At 63.2% G+C, this 18,457-nt stretch carries 20 protein-coding genes; 18 read left to right on the top strand and 2 right to left on the bottom strand.

Annotated elements, in window-relative coordinates; genetic code table 11:
- The first annotated feature begins 43 nt into the window (after positions 1-43).
- The 15 genes from GGQ99_RS08025 (at position 44) to GGQ99_RS07955 (ending at position 13,943) form a co-directional block, all read left to right on the top strand.
- Positions 44-1,081, top strand: a complete 1,038-nt coding sequence (locus GGQ99_RS08025) for an enoyl-CoA hydratase/isomerase family protein (protein WP_183261856.1) — start codon at positions 44-46, stop codon at positions 1,079-1,081.
- A 26-nt stretch (positions 1,082-1,107) separates the two neighbouring features.
- Positions 1,108-1,500, top strand: coding sequence for a DUF6163 family protein (locus GGQ99_RS08020; RefSeq protein WP_183262390.1), 393 nt, complete (start codon positions 1,108-1,110; stop codon positions 1,498-1,500).
- Between the two features lie 215 nt (positions 1,501-1,715).
- Positions 1,716-2,231: a transcriptional regulator LdtR gene (ldtR, locus tag GGQ99_RS08015; RefSeq protein WP_055971496.1), complete on the top strand. Its 516-nt coding sequence runs from the start codon at positions 1,716-1,718 to the stop codon at positions 2,229-2,231.
- 331 nt (positions 2,232-2,562) lie between these two features.
- Complete coding sequence (locus GGQ99_RS08010; RefSeq protein WP_108609943.1) at positions 2,563-3,816, top strand: L,D-transpeptidase family protein; 1,254 nt, start codon at positions 2,563-2,565, stop codon at positions 3,814-3,816.
- Positions 3,817-3,994: 178 nt separating this feature from the next.
- Positions 3,995-5,296, top strand: a complete 1,302-nt coding sequence (glyA, locus tag GGQ99_RS08005; protein WP_108608498.1) for a serine hydroxymethyltransferase — start codon at positions 3,995-3,997, stop codon at positions 5,294-5,296.
- Between the two features lie 177 nt (positions 5,297-5,473).
- A complete protein-coding gene (gene nrdR / locus GGQ99_RS08000; RefSeq protein WP_108608497.1) occupies positions 5,474-5,938 on the top strand; it encodes a transcriptional regulator NrdR in 465 nt (154 codons plus the stop codon).
- 3 nt (positions 5,939-5,941) lie between these two features.
- Entirely contained in the window at positions 5,942-7,069 is a 1,128-nt protein-coding gene (gene ribD, locus GGQ99_RS07995) for a bifunctional diaminohydroxyphosphoribosylaminopyrimidine deaminase/5-amino-6-(5-phosphoribosylamino)uracil reductase RibD (RefSeq protein WP_108608496.1), read from the top strand.
- Positions 7,069-7,686: a riboflavin synthase gene (locus tag GGQ99_RS07990; protein ID WP_108608495.1), complete on the top strand. Its 618-nt coding sequence runs from the start codon at positions 7,069-7,071 to the stop codon at positions 7,684-7,686. Before ribD ends, GGQ99_RS07990 begins: the two co-directional genes overlap by 1 nt.
- A 116-nt stretch (positions 7,687-7,802) precedes the next feature.
- The gene (locus GGQ99_RS07985; protein WP_108608494.1) at positions 7,803-8,267 is read left to right on the top strand and encodes a 6,7-dimethyl-8-ribityllumazine synthase; all 465 of its coding nucleotides are present in this window, start codon (positions 7,803-7,805) and stop codon (positions 8,265-8,267) included.
- Positions 8,264-8,764: a transcription antitermination factor NusB gene (gene nusB / locus GGQ99_RS07980; RefSeq protein ID WP_108608493.1), complete on the top strand. Its 501-nt coding sequence runs from the start codon at positions 8,264-8,266 to the stop codon at positions 8,762-8,764. The genes GGQ99_RS07985 and nusB overlap by 4 nt, the downstream gene beginning before the upstream one ends.
- The gene (locus GGQ99_RS07975) at positions 8,761-9,963 is read left to right on the top strand and encodes an MFS transporter (RefSeq protein ID WP_108608492.1); all 1,203 of its coding nucleotides are present in this window, start codon (positions 8,761-8,763) and stop codon (positions 9,961-9,963) included. The genes nusB and GGQ99_RS07975 overlap by 4 nt, the downstream gene beginning before the upstream one ends.
- A 156-nt stretch (positions 9,964-10,119) precedes the next feature.
- Entirely contained in the window at positions 10,120-11,031 is a 912-nt protein-coding gene (gene osmF, locus GGQ99_RS07970; protein ID WP_108608491.1) for a glycine betaine ABC transporter substrate-binding protein OsmF, read from the top strand.
- A gap of 58 nt (positions 11,032-11,089) precedes the next feature.
- Entirely contained in the window at positions 11,090-12,256 is a 1,167-nt protein-coding gene (locus tag GGQ99_RS07965; RefSeq protein ID WP_183261854.1) for an ABC transporter permease subunit, read from the top strand.
- The gene (locus GGQ99_RS07960) at positions 12,253-13,191 is read left to right on the top strand and encodes an ABC transporter ATP-binding protein (RefSeq protein WP_183261853.1); all 939 of its coding nucleotides are present in this window, start codon (positions 12,253-12,255) and stop codon (positions 13,189-13,191) included. The genes GGQ99_RS07965 and GGQ99_RS07960 overlap by 4 nt, the downstream gene beginning before the upstream one ends.
- Positions 13,188-13,943, top strand: a complete 756-nt coding sequence (locus GGQ99_RS07955; RefSeq protein ID WP_183261850.1) for an ABC transporter permease — start codon at positions 13,188-13,190, stop codon at positions 13,941-13,943. Before GGQ99_RS07960 ends, GGQ99_RS07955 begins: the two co-directional genes overlap by 4 nt.
- Positions 13,944-13,947: 4 nt before the next feature.
- Here the strand turns inward: GGQ99_RS07955 and GGQ99_RS07950 are convergent, their stop codons facing one another.
- Positions 13,948-14,259 (bottom strand): hypothetical protein, encoded by a 312-nt coding sequence (locus GGQ99_RS07950; RefSeq protein WP_246389442.1) that lies wholly within the window; start codon positions 14,257-14,259, stop codon positions 13,948-13,950.
- Here GGQ99_RS07950 and GGQ99_RS07945 point away from each other — a divergent pair.
- Positions 14,258-14,752 carry a DUF2165 family protein gene (locus tag GGQ99_RS07945; protein WP_183261846.1) on the top strand — a complete coding sequence of 165 codons (495 nt, stop codon included), beginning with the start codon at positions 14,258-14,260 and terminating at the stop codon, positions 14,750-14,752. The genes GGQ99_RS07950 and GGQ99_RS07945 overlap by 2 nt on opposite strands.
- 194 nt (positions 14,753-14,946) lie before the next feature.
- Entirely contained in the window at positions 14,947-17,088 is a 2,142-nt protein-coding gene (locus GGQ99_RS07940) for a sodium-translocating pyrophosphatase (protein ID WP_108608486.1), read from the top strand.
- Between the two features lie 170 nt (positions 17,089-17,258).
- Here GGQ99_RS07940 and GGQ99_RS07935 read toward each other — a convergent pair whose 3' ends face one another.
- Positions 17,259-17,792: an outer membrane protein assembly factor BamE gene (locus GGQ99_RS07935; RefSeq protein WP_183261844.1), complete on the bottom strand. Its 534-nt coding sequence runs from the start codon at positions 17,790-17,792 to the stop codon at positions 17,259-17,261.
- Positions 17,793-17,904: 112 nt separating this feature from the next.
- Here GGQ99_RS07935 and GGQ99_RS07930 point away from each other — a divergent pair, with 112 nt between their 5' ends.
- On the top strand, positions 17,905-18,447 hold the full coding sequence (locus GGQ99_RS07930; protein ID WP_183261842.1) for a ubiquinol-cytochrome C chaperone family protein: 543 nt from the start codon (positions 17,905-17,907) through the stop codon (positions 18,445-18,447).
- Positions 18,448-18,457 lie beyond the last annotated feature (10 nt).

The following is an 18,457-nucleotide window of genomic DNA, read 5'->3' as shown; positions in this document are numbered from 1 at the left end:
ATTAGCTCTGCAGGCGGTTTCGATGTGAGGGAATCTCTTGGACATGGATTTTGGCGGCGGCGATGAAATCCGTTTCGAGCGGACCGGCAGTGCTGGCATCGTCACCCTGACGCGGCCGAAGGCTCTCAATGCGGTGACCCACAAAATGGTCGGCGCGCTGTCTCGTGCGCTCGAGGCATGGCAGGCCGACCGCGACGTTGCGCTTGTCGTCGTCAAGGCCGAGGGCAGGGCCTTCTCCGCGGGCGGCGACATCTTGCACATCTACGAGGCCGGCCGCGCCGGCAGCCCGCCGGTCGACTTCTTTGCCGACGAGTACCGGTTGAACGCCCAGATCGCGCGCTTTCCCAAGCCCTATGTCTCGCTGATCGACGGCATCGTCATGGGTGGCGGCGTCGGCATCTCTTTCCACGGCTCCCACCGGGTGATGACCGAGAATGCCCAGTTCGCCATGCCTGAAGTGGGCATCGGGTTTTTTCCCGATGTCGGCGGCAGCCATTTGCTGCCCGACCTTGGCGGCTATTTCGGCATGTATCTGGCGCTGACCGGCAATCGAATCCGCTATGGCGATGCGCTCTGGTCGGGTCTGGCCACGCACACCATTGCCGCCGATGGACAGATCGGGCTCGTGGAGCGCCTTTGCGAAACAGGCGAGCCGGAGGCGGTGCTGCGTGGGTTTTTCCACCCGGCCAAGCGTGAGACCGACCGCGAAACGCTTGAAGCCATCGCCCTGCATTTCTCCAGGCAATCGCTTGCCGAGATCATCGAGAGCCTCGAGGCGGACACCAGTGAGTTCGCGGCAAAGACTCTCGCAACCCTGCGATTGCGCTCGCCCACCAGCCTTGCTGTCGCCTTCCGGCAGATCAGGGCCGGGCTGACGATGTCGATGGACGACTGCATGCGCATGGAGTTCCGCATCCTGAACCGCATGCTTGCCGGTCGCGACTTTTATGAAGGCATCCGGGCCGCGATCATCGACAAGGGCTCGACGCCGGTCTGGCAACCGGCGCGGCTGGCCGATGTCGATCCGGCGGAAATCGACCGCTATTTCCAGACGCTGGGCGACAGGGAGCTTGCGCTGTGACCGACAGTGCAGGGCGTCTCCACGAAATGCATCCATCGGCCACGGAAAACGCCTTCGCCTGGTTCCTGCGTGTGGTTGCGGCCTACTGCCTGCTGTTCGGCATTCTCTATTGGGTCCGCCTGATCGGCGTCTACGATGGCCCGCTCTGGCGCTTCGACCTGATGCCTATTCACTGGCAGATTGCGGCTGTCACGCTTTCCGTCTTTTTTCCCTTCGCCGCCATCGGCCTGTGGATGCTGTCATCCTGGGGGCCGGTCATCTGGTTCATTTGCGCGGCCACCGAGATCGTCATGTATGCCGGCTTTCCCGATCTGTTCGGCTCGCGGCCGCTGATTGTCGTCTCGCACATTGCGGTGGCTGTGATTTACGCGGCGTTCCGTATTGTCCTGCACCTGAAACGGCGCCGCTCCGCGCAGTAGCCAACGCTTTCAGGGCGTTGCCGGACGTTCCATAAAATACAAGGTTAATTATTCTTACTCGGAAGGGTTTTCATTAACCCTCTTTCGAAACCACTGGCTGGTAAGCCCTTGTTAAGCCTGACGTTTAAGTCGAATTTTATGGGTATTCGATAAGTTCGCGATCAAGGTGACAACAAACAAAAAAGTCACCAGGCGACAACAGAGAGGCAAAGACAATGATCAATTCGCGTCAGGTGGCTAAGCCCGCCATGGTTTCCGAGGACCGTAACGAAGCGATCCGTTCGCTTTACATGGAATCGCTGCAGCTTGTTGAAAGACTTCATCGCCGTCTTCTTGACGTTATCAAGGATGAGTTCGACCGCAACGGCCGCAGCGACATCAATGCGATCCAGGCTCTGCTGTTGTTCAACATCGGCAATGCGGAACTGACCGCCGGCGAATTGCGCTCCCGCGGCTACTATCTCGGCTCGAATGTCTCCTACAACCTCAAGAAGCTGGTCGAGCTCGGCTTCATCAACCACCAGCGCTCGCGCATCGACCGTCGCTCGGTCCGCGTCAGCCTGACGCCCAAGGGCCAGGACGTGGCCGAGGTCGTGGCCGGCCTTTATGACCGTCACGTTGGCTCAATCGAGCAGGTCGGCGGCATCAACACCGACGAGTTCAAGCAGATGAACCGCGCCCTGCAGCGCCTCGACCGCTTCTGGAACGACACCATCGCTTATCGCATGTAAGCAAGACGGCTCGCGCGGCGCCGCAAGTCCGCCCAAAAGGAAACGACCTCCAGTCGCAGGGCCGGTTGCAGAAATGCACCGGCTCTTCCTTTTTCGGATCGCGCCGGTGCGATCAAAGGCGGCCCAGCCATGTTGCCGCCATATTCGGATGACTATCGAACAACAGTGATGCGCCAGATCTGCCTGTTCGGCCGTCAGCAACCCGTGCAATGAAGTCGCGTTTCACGCGTAGTGATGCCGGGTTATGGTTGGCTAATTGTTAAGTATGGCCGTCATATCGTCGCGGGAAATCTCCTGCCGGTTGAGTTGCGCGAATATGTCTGGGATGTCCATGAAAACTAGCCGCCGTTTCTTTCTCACCGGTGCCGGCGCGATCGCCATGGCAGCCATCTCGGGTGCAGCCAGCGCTCAGGACGTGATCGGCGAAGTGCTCGGTTCGTCGCGGCGCGGCAACTGGGACGATGAATTCGACGCCAAGGTGAGCCAGGGGGCCAAGGTCGCCAGCACGCTTCCCGTGTTCTCGCAGCAGACCGTGGCCTACACCCAGCAGGCCATCGGCCAGTATCAGAACATAGCAGCCCAGGGCGGCTGGCCGGTCGTTCCGGCCACCAAGAAGCTCAAGCTGGGCGTCGAGGACCCTGATGTCGAGGTCCTGCGCAAGCGCCTGATGGTGTCCGGCGACCTGTCGGCGCGCGCCGGCCTCTCCAGCTCCTTCGATACCTATGTCGACGCCGCGCTGAAGCGCTTCCAGGCGCGTCACGGCCTGCCGGCCGACGGTGTCATGGGCCAGTACACCTATGCGGCGATGAACATCAGCGCCCAGGTCCGCCTTGGCCAGCTCGAGACCAATCTCGGCCGCCTGCAGGCGCAGGCCGGCACGCTCGGCCAGCGCTATGTCAACGTCAACATTCCGGCCGCCCAGGTCGAGGCCGTCGAGGACGACCGCGTCGTTCTGCGCCACACCGCGATCGTCGGCAAGGTCGATCGTCAGTCGCCGATCGTCAATTCCAAGATCAACGAGATCGTCGTCAATCCCTACTGGAATGCCCCGGTGTCGATCGTCCGCAAGGACATCATCCCGCTGATGCGCAAGAACCCCAATTACCTGACGGACAACAAGATCCGCCTCATTGCCCCCGATGGCAGCGAGGTCGATCCGATGACCGTCGACTGGTCGACCGAAGAGGCCGCCAAGTACCTGTTCCGCCAGGACCCGGGTGCCATCAACGCCATGGCGTCGGTGAAGATCAACTTCCCGAGCCCGGACGGCGTCTACATGCACGACACGCCGCAGCAGAGCCTGTTCAACAAGCTCATGCGCTTCGATTCCTCGGGCTGCGTGCGCGTCCAGAACGTCCGCGACCTCGTCACCTGGATCCTGCGCGACACGCCGGGCTGGAGCCGCCAGCATTTCGAGCAGACCATCAAGTCGGGCGAAAACACCCCGGTCCCCGTCTCCAATCCGGTGCCGGTTTATTTCACCTATGTCTCGGCCTGGTCGACGGGTGATGGCGTCGTTCAGTTCCGCGACGACATCTATGGCCGCGACGGGGTCGACGAGCTGCAGATCACCTCGGCGCTCTGAAACGTCGACAATGACTTTGAAAAGGCCGTCCTTCGGGGCGGCCTTTTTCGTTGTCGCGACGTTGTGGCGCAAAGCGACCACGAAATTTCGCGCTCCAAACGTGGCGACGCAGGGTCAAGTGTGTTAATGGCGCGCCGAACCTCTCCGATGCCCCCTCCGGACCTAAGGATCTTCAGCCATGGCCGCCTCGAAAAACCTCGAATCCTTCTTTGGAACCCCGCTGTCGGAGGCCGATCCCGAAATCTTCGGCTCGATCCGCAACGAACTCGGGCGCCAGCGCCATGAGATCGAGCTGATCGCCTCGGAAAACATCGTTTCCCGCGCCGTCCTCGAGGCGCAGGGTTCGATCATGACCAACAAATACGCCGAGGGTTATCCCGGCAAGCGCTACTATGGCGGCTGCCAGTTCGTCGACGTCGCCGAGGAACTCGCCATCGAGCGCGCCAAGAAGCTGTTCGACTGCAAGTTCGCCAACGTCCAGCCGAACTCCGGCAGCCAGATGAACCAGGCAGTCTTCCTGGCCCTGCTGCAGCCGGGCGACACCTTCATGGGCCTCGACCTGAATTCAGGCGGTCACCTGACCCATGGTTCGCCGGTCAACATGTCCGGCAAGTGGTTTAAGGTCGTGTCCTACGGCGTTCGCAAGGACGACAATCTGCTCGACATGGACGAGGTCGCGCGCCTCGCCCGCGAGACCAAGCCGAAGCTGATCCTCGCCGGCGGCACCGCCTATTCGCGTATCTGGGACTGGAAGCGTTTCCGCGAGATCGCCGACGAAGTCGGCGCCTACCTAATGGTCGACATGGCCCACATCGCTGGCCTGGTTGCCGGCGGCGTGCACCCGTCGCCGCTGCCGCATGCCCATGTCGTCACCACCACCACGCACAAGTCGCTGCGCGGTCCGCGCGGCGGCATGATCCTCACCAATGACGAGGATATCGCCAAGAAGATGAACTCGGCCGTGTTCCCCGGCCTCCAGGGCGGCCCGCTGATGCACGTCATCGCTGCCAAGGCGGTTGCCTTCGGCGAGGCGCTGAAGCCGGAGTTCAAGACCTACGCGGCAAATGTCGCTGCCAACGCCAAGGCGCTCGCCGCCAGCCTCAAGGACACCGGCCTCGACATCGTTTCGGGCGGCACCGACAACCATCTGATGCTGGTCGATCTGCGTCCCAAGAATGCCACCGGCAAGCGCGCCGAGGCAGCGCTGGGCCGCGCCAACATCACCTGCAACAAGAACGGCATTCCCTTCGATCCGGAAAAGCCCTTCGTCACCTCGGGCGTCCGTCTCGGCACCCCGGCCGGCACGACCCGCGGCTTCGGCGAGGCCGAGTTCCGCGAGATCGGCCAGTTGATCGCCGAAGTCCTGGACGGCCTCAAGGCGGCGAATTCCGACGAGGGCAACGCTGCCGTCGAGGCGGCGGTCAAGCGCAAGGTGGTCGACATGACCGAGCGCTTCCCGCTTTATCCTTATCTCGGCTAAGTCGCCGATGCGGGGAGGGCCTTTGGTCCACCCTTGAGAACTTTGGAGCCCCGTTCCGGCATGTCCGGGACGGGGCTCCTGCTTTTCGGCCGGGCTTGCCGCCAAAAGCGGTTTCCACTTTTCCGGATCATGCTTTAAGCCTTTCCCGGTCGGGGATTCGAATGACAAGGCCGAACGATGCGTTGCCCATATTGCCAGTCTGAAGACACGCAGGTGAAGGACTCCCGTCCGGCCGAGGACGGTGCTGCGATCCGCCGGCGGCGCATCTGCCCGGTCTGCGGCGGCCGCTTCACCACATTCGAGCGCGTGCAGCTGCGCGACCTCGTCGTGCTCAAGAAGACCGGCCGCAAAGTGCCGTTCGACCGCGACAAGCTGGCTCGGTCGGTCGAGATCGCCGTGCGCAAGCGCAACGTCGATCCCGAGCGCATCGAGCGCGCGGTGACCGGTATCGTTCGCCAGCTCGAAAGCTCCGGCGAAACGGAAGTTCCCTCGGGCGAGATCGGCCGCCTTGTGATGGAAGCGCTGAAGACGCTCGACGATGTCGCTTATGTGCGCTTCGCTTCGGTCTATCGCAATTTCCGCGAGGCCAAGGACTTCCATGAGGTATTGGGCGAGTTGAAAGGCGAAGAGGAAGCCGGCTGAGCGATGGCCAGGGACATGAGTGCATCCGAGCAGGACAGGATCGACCGCCGCTACATCGCGGCCGCTCTCAGGCTTTCGCGGAAGAATCTCGGCCTGACCTCGACCAATCCGGCAGTAGGCACGCTCATTGTCCGCGACGGCGGCAACGGACCGGTTATCGTCGGGCGCGGCGTCACTGCCATCGGCGGCCGTCCGCACGCCGAGGCCGAAGCTCTGGCCGAAGCCGGCGACCTTGCGCGGGGCGCCACCGCCTATGTCACGCTCGAACCGTGTGCTCATCACGGCCGCACGCCGCCCTGTGCCAATGCGCTCGTCAACGCCGGCATAACCCGTGTTGTCGGCGCTGCCAGCGACCCCGATCCGCGCGTATCGGGCAGGGGATACGCCATTCTTCGCGGCGCCGGTATCGAGGTCAAGGAAGGCGTGCTTGCCCGCGAGGCCGCCGATCAGCTTGCCGGATACATGAATCGGTCCTTGAGGAAGCGCCCTGAAGTGATTCTGAAACTTGCGCTTTCCGCCGATGGCATGATCGGCAGGCGCGGCCAGGGACAGATCGAGATCACCGGGCAGGTCGCCCGCCGCCAGGTCCACGTCATGCGCGCCGAAATCGATGCCATCCTGGTCGGCATCGGCACCGCACTTGCCGACGATCCCGAATTGACCGTGCGTTTGCCCGGGCTCCGCAACCGTTCGCCGGCACGCATCGTGCTCGACAGGCTCGCGCGGTTGCCGGCGACGTCGAAGCTGGCGCGATCGGCGCATGATGTGCCGGTGTTTGTCGCTGCGTGCCCGGAAGGCGATCCGAAGAACCGGGCCGAACTCGAGCGCGCGGGCGTGAAATTCCTGGCGACAGAGACCTATGACGGCCGCGTGGCACTTCCCGAACTGCTTGAGGATCTCGCCAATCAGGGCATGTCGCGGATCATCGTCGAAGGCGGAGCCGACACCGCACGGGCCTTCCTCGACGAAGGTCTGGTCGACCGGATCGCGCTGTTTTCCGGTCCGGAGGCGATCGGGGCGGATGGTATTGCGGCCCCCATCGGTCGCGACCATATACCGGCAGGGTTCAGCCTTGTGCGCGAAGCTCGCTTCGGCGAGGACACCTTCGCCGAATGGATAAGGGAAATCTGATGTTCACCGGGATCGTCACCGACGTGGCCACAGTCGCGTCTGCAAAACCGCTCGACCAGGGCGTCCGCTTACGCTTCGACACCGCCTACGACCCGAAGACAATCGACATCGGGGCCTCGATTTCCTGCTCCGGCGTCTGCCTGACCGTGGTGGCGCTGCCCGAAGCCACGTCCAATGCCCGCTGGTTCGAGGTCGAGGCCTGGGAAGAAGCACTTCGCCTGACCACGGCAAGCGACTGGGCGGCCGGTCGCAAGGTCAATCTCGAACGCGCACTCAAGATCGGTGACGAACTCGGCGGCCATATCGTGTCGGGCCATGTGGATGGCATGGCCGAGATCGTGGCGCGCGAGGACGAGGGCGAGGCGGTGCGCTTTCGCCTGGAAGCCCCGCGCGAGCTGGCGAAATTCATTGCTCCCAAGGGCTCGGTCGCGCTCGACGGCACGTCGCTGACCGTCAACAAGGTCGAGGGCACGCGCTTCGACGTGCTGTTGATTCATCACTCGCTGCAGGTCACGACATGGGGCGAGCGCAACGTCGGCGACCGCGTCAACCTCGAGGTCGACACCATGGCGCGCTATGCGGCACGCCTTGCCGACGCTGCCAGGGAAGGGCTCTGAGCCACGCTGCGTGCCACCGGTCGGCCGGTCAGCGGTTTCCTGCCACAGTGCTTAACACTTCGCTTGCGAACTCATCCGGTTCGGCCTAAGTCAGCCGCTCCTGCCGGAGATTTGACATGGCCAACGACAAGAAACTGAAGCTCCTCATTGTTGAGGCGCGCTTTTACGACGACCTCGCAGACGCGCTGCTGGACGGCGCCAAGTCTGCCTTGGCCGATGCCGGTGCATCCTATGACGTGGTGACCGTTCCCGGCGCGCTCGAAATTCCGGCCGTTATCTCGTTTGCGCTCGACGCTGCCGACGACGAAGGCACGCATTATGACGGCTATGTCGCCCTCGGCACCGTCATTCGCGGCGAGACCTACCACTTCGACATCGTTGCCAACGAGTCCTGCCGCGCCTTGATGGACCTTGCGGTTTCGGAATCGATCTGCGTCGGCAACGGCATCCTGACTGTCGAAAACGACGACCAGGCCTGGGCCCGTGCGCGCCGCAATGAAGGCGACAAGGGCGGCTTTGCCGCGCGTGCCGCACTGACCATGATCGCAGTTCGCGAAAAACTCGGAGCTGCACGGTCGTGACGTCTCCCGAAGACAAAGCCCAGCCGCCCGCACGCCAGGCCAACAAGCGCGGGGCTGCCCGTCTTGCGGCCGTCCAGGCGCTCTACCAGATGGACGTCGCAGGCAGCGGCCTGCTCGAAATCACCGCGGAATACGAGGCCTTCCGCCTCGGCAAGGAAGTCGACGGCGCGCTCTACCGCGAGGCCGACGCCCAGTGGTTCCGCGCCATTCTCGCTGGCGTGGTGGAGAACCAGAAGACCGTCGATCCGGTGATCCGCCAGTCCCTGACCGAGGATTGGCCGCTGTCGCGCCTCGATTCGACGCTGCGCGCCATCCTGCGCGCCGGTGTCTACGAGTTGATGAAGCGCCAGGACGTTCCCGTGGCTGTGATCGTGTCGGAATATGTCGACATCGCCAAGGCCTTCTACGCCGACGACGAGCCCAAGCTCGTCAACGCCGTACTCGACCGTGTCTCCCGCAAGCTGCGCGGCGAGGGTAAGGGCAAGGACGCATTATGACCGGTGGCGAACGCGAAGCGCGGCGGACAGCATATATCCTCGCCGCATCGCAAGCCATCATCGGCTCCGCCGCACCGATCGCCTTCTCGCTTGGCGGCCTGGCCGGCTTCTACCTCCTCGACACCGACAAGTCGCTGGCGACCGCCCCGATCACCGGCTTCAGCGTCGGCATGGCGCTTGGTGCGCTTCCCGCTGCCGCGATCATTCGCGGCCTCGGACAGCGCGGCGGCTTCATGTTCGGTACTGCCGTCACCGCCGTTGGCGGCGCGATCGCCACGCTGGCGCTGTTCCGCTCGGAGTTCTGGCTGTTTGTCTTCGGCCTTCTGATGCTCGGCGTCGGCAGCGCCTTCGTGCAGCAGTTCCGTTTTGCCGCCGCCGACAACGCGCCGCCCGAATTCAAGGCGAACGCGATTTCCTTCGTGCTGGCCGGCGGCATTGTCACCGCCATCCTCGGGCCACAGATCGTCATTTTCACGCGTGAAATGTTCGCGCCGGTGATGTTCGCCGGCTCCTTTGCCGCGATTATCGGGCTCGCAGCGGTTGGCGCTGTCATCCTGTCCTTCCTCAGGGTGAAGGAAGTGACCGGCGTTCATGCCGAAGCCTCGCAGGCGGACGCGCGCCCGATGCTCGAGATATTGGCGCAACCGCGCTTTGCCGCCGCCCTCGTCTGTGCTGTCGGTACCTATTCCCTGATGACCTTCGTTATGACCGGTGCACCCCTCGCCATGGTCGGCTGCGGATTTTCGCCGGACGAGGCGACGCTCGGCATTTCCTGGCATGTCATGGCAATGTTCGGCCCGAGCTTCTTCACCGGGCGCCTGATCCAGCGCTTTGGCCCTGAGCGCATCGTCGGCCTGGGCGTCTTGCTGCTGATCGGCTGCGCCATCGTGGCACTGTCGGGCATCGCGCTTTGGCAGTTCTGGACGTCACTCATCCTGCTCGGACTCGGCTGGAATTTTGGCTTCATTGGCGCGACCGCCATTGTGTCCACAGCCTATCGCCCGTCGGAAAAGGGCAAGGTCCAAGGCTTTCACGACTTCATCCTGTTCAGCTCGGTGGCCCTTGCATCGCTGATGTCGGGCGCAGTTTACAACGCCTATGGCTGGGACATGCTCGCCTGGATCGTCTTCCCCATCTGCGCGGTTTGCTTGGCCGCGCTGGCGACTCTGTCGTTCGCGCGCCGGAGCCGGACTGCCTGACAGGAGGATGTCGGCAATCGAGGCCGGCGATTACTTCAAAATACAAAATAATATTGCGCAGCCCCTGCGCATTGTGAAATCGTATGCCCCGACGGAAGCTGGATCGCCATGCTCATATGCGGTCACCGAATTCCGGCAACGAGAAGGGGCTTCACCATGCGTCAGACCAGAACAATCGCCGCAGCGGCAATCGCACTCGGCCTTGCCACCAGCGCCGCAAGCGCACAGGTGGTCGTGTCTTCCAAGATCGACACCGAAGGCGGCGTGCTCGGCAACATCATCCAGGCCGTGCTCAACGCCAACGACATCGCCACCACCGACCGCATCCAGCTCGGCGCGACGCCGGTCGTCCGCAAGGCAATCGCGGCAGGCGAGATCGACATCTATCCCGAATATACCGGCAACGCCGGCTTCTTCTTCGAAAAGGCCGATGATCCGGTCTGGAAAGATGCCGCCAAGGGCTTCGAAACCGCCAAGAAGCTCGACTACGACGCCAACAAGATCGTCTGGCTGTCGCCGTCGCCGGCCAATAACACCTGGGCGATCGCGCTGCGCAAGGACCTCGCCGACGCCAACAAGCTCGCCACCCTCAGCGATTTCGGCAAATACGTCGCCGGCGGTGGCACCGTCGTGCTGGCGGCATCGTCCGAGTTCGTCAATTCGGCCGCCGCATTGCCGGCGTTCCAGACGACTTACGGCTTCACGCTCAAGCCCGAGCAGTTGATCACGCTGTCGGGCGGCGACACGGCCGCCACCATCGGCGCTGCCGCCAACCAGACCAACGGCGCCAATGCGGCCATGGTCTATGGCACCGATGGCGGCATCGCTCCATCGGGCCTGGTCGTGCTCGACGACGACAAGGGTGTGCAGCCGGTCTATCAGCCGGCCCCGATCATTCGCGAGGCAGTTCTCAAGGAGCACCCACAGATCGAAACCCTGCTCAAGCCGGTGTTCGAAAAGCTCGACCTCGTCACGCTTCAGGAGCTCAACGGCCGCGTCCAGGTTGGCGGCGAGCCGGCCAAGGCTGTTGCCGAAGATTTCCTGAAGAAGAACGGCTTTCTGAAGTAAGCTTCCTCGGCGCGCCTCATCAGAGGCGCGCCGCCGGAACCGGGGACGCATCGCGACAGTGGGCATCAGGTTCGACAAGCTGGGCGTGGTGATCGCCGCGATCACCGCCTATGGCGCCTTCTTGGCGCCATTTGCCACCTTTCGCGCCAACCGCATCGTGGCCGGTGAGCCGCGCTCGATTCTCGAGGCTCTGCCGTCTCCGGCAGGGCTTGTGCTGCTGGTCATCCTGGTTGCGGCCGGCCTCGTTGCCCTGTTCAAGACGCCGCTGGCCGCGCGTCTTGGCGCCAGTGCCATTGCCCTGGTTTCCCTTGCCCTGCTGATCGGTAATGCCGGCAGCTATCTGACGCCGGAGGGCAACACCTTCGCCCGCATCTCGCCGGCCTCTGGTTTTTGGCTCTTGATCTTTGCCTTCACCCTTTTGCTCGCTGATGTCCTGACAAGGCTGCAGCTTTCACCCGTCGGGCGCGTCGCAGTACTTGGCATTGCCGCCGCTGCGGTTTGGCTTCTGCTCGCCTCGGGTCAGTGGGACAGCCTGTCGATCCTCAAGGAATACGCCAACCGTGCCGACAGTTTCTGGAACGAGGCGAAGCGCCATGTCCAGCTGGCGCTCGGCTCGCTGGCCGCTGCGGTGCTGGTCGGGATACCGCTGGGCATCCTGTGCCATCGCGTCGAAGCGCTGCGCGCGGGCGTGCTCAATGTGCTCAACATCGTCCAGACCATTCCTTCCATCGCGCTGTTCGGCATCCTGATCGCGCCGCTTGGCTGGGTCGCCGCCAATGTTCCCGGCGCTTCAGCGCTCGGCATTCGCGGCATCGGCGCGGCGCCGTCATTCGTCGCGCTGTTTCTCTATTCGCTGCTTCCCGTGGTGGCGAACACCGTCGTCGGGCTCGCTGGGGTTCCCCGAATTGCCAATGATGCGGCGCGCGGCATGGGCATGACCGGCTGGCAGCGCCTGTCGGGCGTCGAGTTTCCGCTGGCGTTTCCCGTCATCCTCACCGGCATACGCATCGTGCTGGTCCAGAACATCGGCCTTGCCACCATCGCTGCCCTGATCGGCGGTGGCGGCTTCGGCGTCTTCGTCTTCCAGGGCGTTGGCCAGACGGCAATGGACCTCGTGCTGCTCGGTGCGGTCCCCACTGTGGCGCTGGCCTTTGCCGCTGCCATCATCCTCGACGCGGTGGTCGAACAAGTCGCGACCCGCAGATCCACGACGGTGGCCGCATGATCGAAATCGAAAACATCACCAAGCGCTATGGCGACGCCGCGGTCGTTGACGATGTCTCGATGGTCATCGAGCCGCACACGCTGACGGTCATCGTCGGCACTTCGGGCTCCGGCAAGACTACGCTTCTGCGCATGATCAACCGCCTGGTGGAGCCCACGTCGGGCACGATCAAGCTCGACGGTGTCGACAACCGTTCCGTCCCGGGCCACGAACTTCGCCGCAGCATCGGCTACGCCATCCAGGGCAACGGGCTGTTCCCCCACCGCACGGTGGCGCAGAACATAGGTACCGTTCCGTTGCTTCTCGGTTGGGATGCTGCGCGCATCAAGGCCCGGGTCGATGAGTTGATGTCGCTGCTGCAGCTCGACCCGGCAGCCTTCGGTCCGCGCTACCCGCACGAGCTGTCGGGCGGCCAGCAGCAGCGCGTCGGTGTCGCCCGCGCGCTTGCTGCCGAACCCAACGTGCTTTTGATGGACGAACCCTTCGGTGCGCTTGATCCGATCATCCGCACCAAGGCACAGCAAGATTTGCTGGCGATCCAGAAGCGCTTCGGCACCACCATCATCCTCGTCACCCACGACATGGAAGAAGCCGTCCATCTGGGCGACCGCATTGCCGTCATGGATGCCGGCAAGCTCATCCAGTACGCATCGCCGGCCGAAATCCTGGCAAAACCGGCGACGGGATTCGTCGAGACGCTGGTCGGGGCCAGCGACCGTCCTTTCAAGCTCCTGTCGCTCGGAGAGGTCCGCGATGCGGTCGAGCCGGGCAGTGCCGATGGCGAGGGCATAGCTGCCGAGGCGAGCCAGCGCGACGCGCTCGCCGAACTCCTCTGGTCGGGACGCGCTGCCATGCCGGTGACATCGGAAGATGGCACGGCCATCGGGCGCGTGACAGTCCAAGGCCTAGTCAAGCGCGCCGCGAGGCCACAATGAAGGCCTGGATTCCGCTGCTGTTGCGGCTTTGCCTGCTGGCCCTGTTGGTCGCGTTCCTGAGCAACCCGCTATGGTTCGAGCCGTTGCTCAAGCCGCTGACGCAGAATGGCGCACCTGCGATCTACAATCAGGGCAGCCTTTCGTCGCTGGCGTTCCAGCATTTGCGCACGGTCGCCATCGCCACCGCTGCCGCGATCGTCGTTGCGGTTGCGCTCGCCATCCTGGTCACGCGGCCGGCCGGCGTCGAATTCCTGCCTTTGTCACGCAGCCTGGTGAATATCGGCCAGACGTTTCCGCCAGTGGCGGTGCTTGCACTGGCTGTGCCGGCCGTCGGCTTTGGCGAGAAGCCAACCCTGATCGCGCTGTTTCTCTACGGTCTGCTGCCGATCTTCGAGAACACGCTGACTGGGCTGACCACCACTCCGGCCAATGTCGTCGAGGCGGCGCGAGGTGCGGGCATGACGGGCTGGCAGCGCCTGCTCAAGATCGAGCTGCCGCTCAGCGTGCCGGTGATTCTCGCCGGCATCAGGCTTTCCGTTGTCATCAGCCTTGCCACGGCGACCATCGGCTCGACAGTTGCCGCCAAGACGCTCGGCGAGGTCATCATCGCCGGGCTGCAATCCAACAACCTCGCTTTCGTCCTGCAGGGCGGCTTGATCGTCGCGGCACTTGCGGTGCTGATCTATGACGCACTGTCGGCGCTGGAGCGCATGGCTGCCAGGCGCATGGGGCAGGGCGCCCGCAACGCCTGACGTTTCACCGCCCGCGAACGGGGTGGTCGAGTGTCACTTCGAGCCGGCTGCGCGACCGGTCGACGATCCAACGGCGGCGCATGACTGCAAAGTCATGCGAGGTGCCGCCAGAAGATATCGACACTACGTCCCCGATCTGACAGTCGGCAGACAGCCGCATTGCTTCCAGCTCAACGTCGATGCCGGCCTTCCCGACATATGCTTTTGCCGTCGCTGTCAGCGAAATGCTGACCGGGCGGCCGGTTGCATCGTTGCCGAGACTCGGCAATTGATCTGGTTGATGCCCCGATGTTTGACCTGCAGGAGTTCTTGCCATGACCTTGCGTCTCTCAAAGATCGTAATGTCCCTTTGCCTCGCGGCCTTCGCCTTCCTTGTAGCGTTCGGCAACATCACTGACTATGGCTCCAATTTCGCCTTCGTTCAGCATGTGCTCAGCATGGACACCACATTTCCGGGCAATGCGCTGATGTATCGCTCGATCACCAGCCCTGCTTTGTGGACCGCCGGTTATTGGCTGATCATTGTCGGCGAAGCATTGACCTGCGTGCTGTTCCTGGTCGCAGCTTTCAAGCTCTGGCAAGCCCGCAAGGGTTCCGGCAGGGAATTCAACGATGCCAAGGGCTTTGTCGTCATCGGCGCCACCATGGGTTTCCTTGTCTGGTTCCTCGGCTTCATGGTCGTCGGCGGTGAGTGGTTCGCCATGTGGCAGTCCAGCACCTGGAACGGCCAGGAGGCCGCATTCAAGTTCTACATGACGATGCTGGCTGTGCTGATCTTCGTCAACCAGCCGGACCATGATCTCGCCTGAGTTGAATTTGTCGTTTGAGTTCAGCCTATTCGGGGCAGGCAGCGAAAGCCGGGACAAAAGCTTGGCGATGTCTTGACGTTCGCTGCCCTGTTTCGGATTGTTCGCCAGGGGCCGGAAACCGCGTAGAGGCTGCCGGTCTCGTTCACTAGCCCGGGGAGGGGAATTCCGGGCACAATCAGGGAAGAGAATTGGCAATGACAATGCTTTACGTCGTCATCGCCTGCGGCCTGCTATCTGTCCTTTACGCCATATGGGCGACTCAGTCGGTTCTCGCAGCCGATCAGGGCAATGCGCGCATGCAGGAAATCTCCGCCGCCATCCGGGAAGGTGCGCAGGCATATCTGGCGCGCCAATACACCACCATCGCCATCGTCGGCGTCGTCGTGTTCCTGCTCGCTTGGTGGCTGCTTTCCGCATCCGCGGCGATTGGCTTTTTGATTGGTGCAGTGCTTTCGGGGGCCGCCGGTTTCATCGGCATGCATGTCTCGGTTCGCGCGAATGTTCGTACCGCCCAGGCCGCCTCCAACAGCCTCGCCGCCGGCCTCGATATCGCCTTCAAGTCGGGCGCCATCACCGGCATGCTGGTTGCCGGCCTCGCCTTGCTTGGTGTCTCGGTCTACTACCTCATTCTCACCGGCCCGATGGGCTACGGGCCTGCTGATCGCGTTGTCATCGATTCGCTCGTGGCGCTCGGCTTTGGCGCCTCGCTGATCTCGATCTTCGCCCGTCTCGGTGGCGGTATCTTCACCAAGGGTGCCGATGTTGGTGGCGATCTCGTCGGCAAGGTCGAAGCTGGAATTCCCGAGGATGATCCGCGCAACCCGGCCACCATCGCCGACAACGTCGGCGACAATGTCGGCGATTGTGCCGGCATGGCCGCCGACCTGTTCGAGACCTATGCGGTGACCGTCGTCGCCACCATGGTCCTGGGCGCCATCTTCTTCGGCGGCACGGAAGTGCTTTCCAATGTCATGCTCTATCCGCTCGCCATCTGCGGCGCCTGCATCATCACCTCGATCATCGGCACTTTCTTCGTCAAGCTCGGTTCCAACGGCTCGATCATGGGCGCCCTCTACAAGGGGCTGATCGTCACCGGCCTGTTGTCCATCGTCGGTCTTGGGGCGGCGACGTCGCTGACTGTCGGCTGGGGCGAGATCGGCACCGGTGGCGGCGTGCTGATTACGGGCCAGAACCTGTTCATCTGCGGCCTCGTCGGCCTCGTGGTAACGGGCCTGATCGTCGTCATCACCGAGTATTACACCGGCACCAACAAGCGGCCGGTCAACTCGATCGCCCAGGCGTCGGTCACCGGTCACGGCACCAACGTCATCCAGGGCCTGGCGGTGTCGCTCGAATCGACGGCACTTCCGGCGATCGTCATCGTCGGCGGCATCATCTCGACGTTCCAGCTTGCCGGCCTGTTCGGTACGGCGATCGCGGTTACCACGATGCTCGGCCTTGCCGGCATGATCGTTGCGCTCGATGCCTTCGGCCCTGTCACCGACAATGCCGGTGGCATTGCCGAAATGGCCGGCCTGCCCAAGGAAGTGCGCCATTCCACCGACGCGCTCGACGCGGTCGGCAACACCACCAAGGCTGTCACCAAGGGCTACGCCATCGGCTCCGCCGGTCTCGGCGCGCTGGTGCTGTTTGCCGCCTACAGCTACGATCTGCAGTACTTCGCCGCCAACAGTGCGCAGTACCCGTACTTTGCTGATATCGGCACGGTGTCGTTCGACCTCTCCAACCCTTACGTCGTCGCCGGCCTGATCTTCGGCGGCCTCATCCCCTATCTGTTCGGCGGCATCGCCATGACCGCCGTCGGCCGGGCCGCGGGCGCCATCGTCGAGGAGGTGCGCAAGCAGTTCCGCGAGGATCCGGGCATCATGAAGGGAACGTCAAAGCCCAACTATGCCCGTGCGGTCGATTTGCTGACCAAGGCGGCGATCAAGGAAATGATCATCCCGTCGCTGCTGCCGGTTCTGGCGCCGCTGGTCGTCTATTTCGGCGTGCTTCTGATCTCCGGTTCCAAGGCCTCGGCTTTCGCGGCCCTCGGCGCTTCGCTTCTCGGCGTCATCGTCAACGGCTTGTTCGTGGCCATCTCGATGACCTCGGGCGGCGGCGCATGGGACAACGCCAAGAAGTCGTTCGAGGACGGCTTCACCGACAAGGACGGCGTCAAGCACCTGAAGGGCTCGGAGGCGCACAAGGCATCGGTGACGGGCGATACCGTCGGCGATCCCTACAAGGACACCGCCGGTCCGGCCGTGAACCCGGCGATCAAGATCACCAATATCGTCGCGCTCCTGCTGCTCGCCGTCCTGGCGCATAGCTGATCAAACCCGGCAGGCGGTTGGCCTGCCGATGCTGTCTGCTCGATTCAGCCCCGTCCGCGCACCATGCGGGCGGGGTTTTTTCGCGTGCCGGTGGTGGGCGCAAAGAAAAACCCGCGGGATTGCTCCCGCGGGTCCTGTTGCCTGAGATTTCTGAAAAGTCTTGTGCGGGCCTAGCTGCCGCCGAAAATGCTGCTGGCCGCGCTCGAGCCCATCTTGCCCGCGCCTGCAAGCAGCTGGCCGAGGAAGTTCTGGTCCTTGCCGCCGGTCGGCGTCGTGCGCGAGATGAAGTCGAACACCTTGCCATCCTGCATGCCGTAGTTGGCGATGTTGGTGACGCGCCCGTCGGCGCCGAAATAGACGGCCAGCACGCGCTGTTCGACAAGCTTGGGCTTGGCGAAGGCGACGGCGCGCTTGCGCGTCTGCGAGATGTAATAAAACACCTCGTTGTCGAAGGTTGCTGTCGTCGACGGCGTGCCCAGCGCAAGCAAGACCTGCTCGCGGCTGGAACCAACGGGCACGGAATCGATCGACTGCTGGTCGATGACGTAGCCCTGGGTCAGCGTCTCGCTGGGGGTCAGGTCACCGAAGGTCTTCGAGGTGTTGCACGCCGAAAGCGCGGCTGCGGCCACGATTAGCGAAACTGCGCCAGCCGGACGCAACGAAAATGGCATCTTGAATTTCAGCGAGTGCAACAACAACTCCATCCTGTCGTGCCAGAGCCTCTGCTTGCGCGAAGCCGCAAAACCGGTAAACCAGCTTGCGCGCCGATGCAACAAGGCCACTTAGCGAAACGGGTCCCCGGGAGACCGCCCTCAAATGTTCCAGCGTCTGTTTGGCCGTGAACGCCAAGCCAACCGCGCCATCACGGACGCGCTCTATACACGAATCGTGGCAGCGGCGCGGCAGGAGCCATTTTATTCCGCCTGGGACGTGCCCGATACGCCGCTTGGCCGTTTCGAGATGCTTTCCCTGCACATGTTCCTGTTCCAGCATCGCCTGCGCGGCGAAACCGGGGCTTCCGCCGACATTGCCCAGCAGCTGATCGACGAGTTCTTCCTCGATGTCGATCATTCCCTGCGTGAGCTCGGCATCAGCGATGTCGGCGTGCCCAAGCGCATGAAGAAGCTGGCGAAGATGTTCTACGGCCGCACTGAGTCCTACAAGGACGCGCTCGAGCGAGTCGATCATGCGGCCCTTGCTGCGGCGCTGATGCGCAACGTTCGTCCGGATGCCAAGGAATGGCCCCAGGCCTCGGAACTCGCGGATTATGTCTTTGCGGCGAATCGCGCTCTGGCAGAGCTGCCTTCGCAGGATATATGTGCCGGCAAACTGACATATCCGGTGCCGCAGGCAGCCTGAAGGAGGCGAC

This window comes from Aminobacter niigataensis (assembly GCF_014200015.1).
In the GTDB taxonomy this organism is placed as follows: Bacteria; Pseudomonadota; Alphaproteobacteria; order Rhizobiales; family Rhizobiaceae; genus Aminobacter; species Aminobacter niigataensis.
This window is presented reverse-complemented; position numbering and strand designations above follow the sequence as displayed.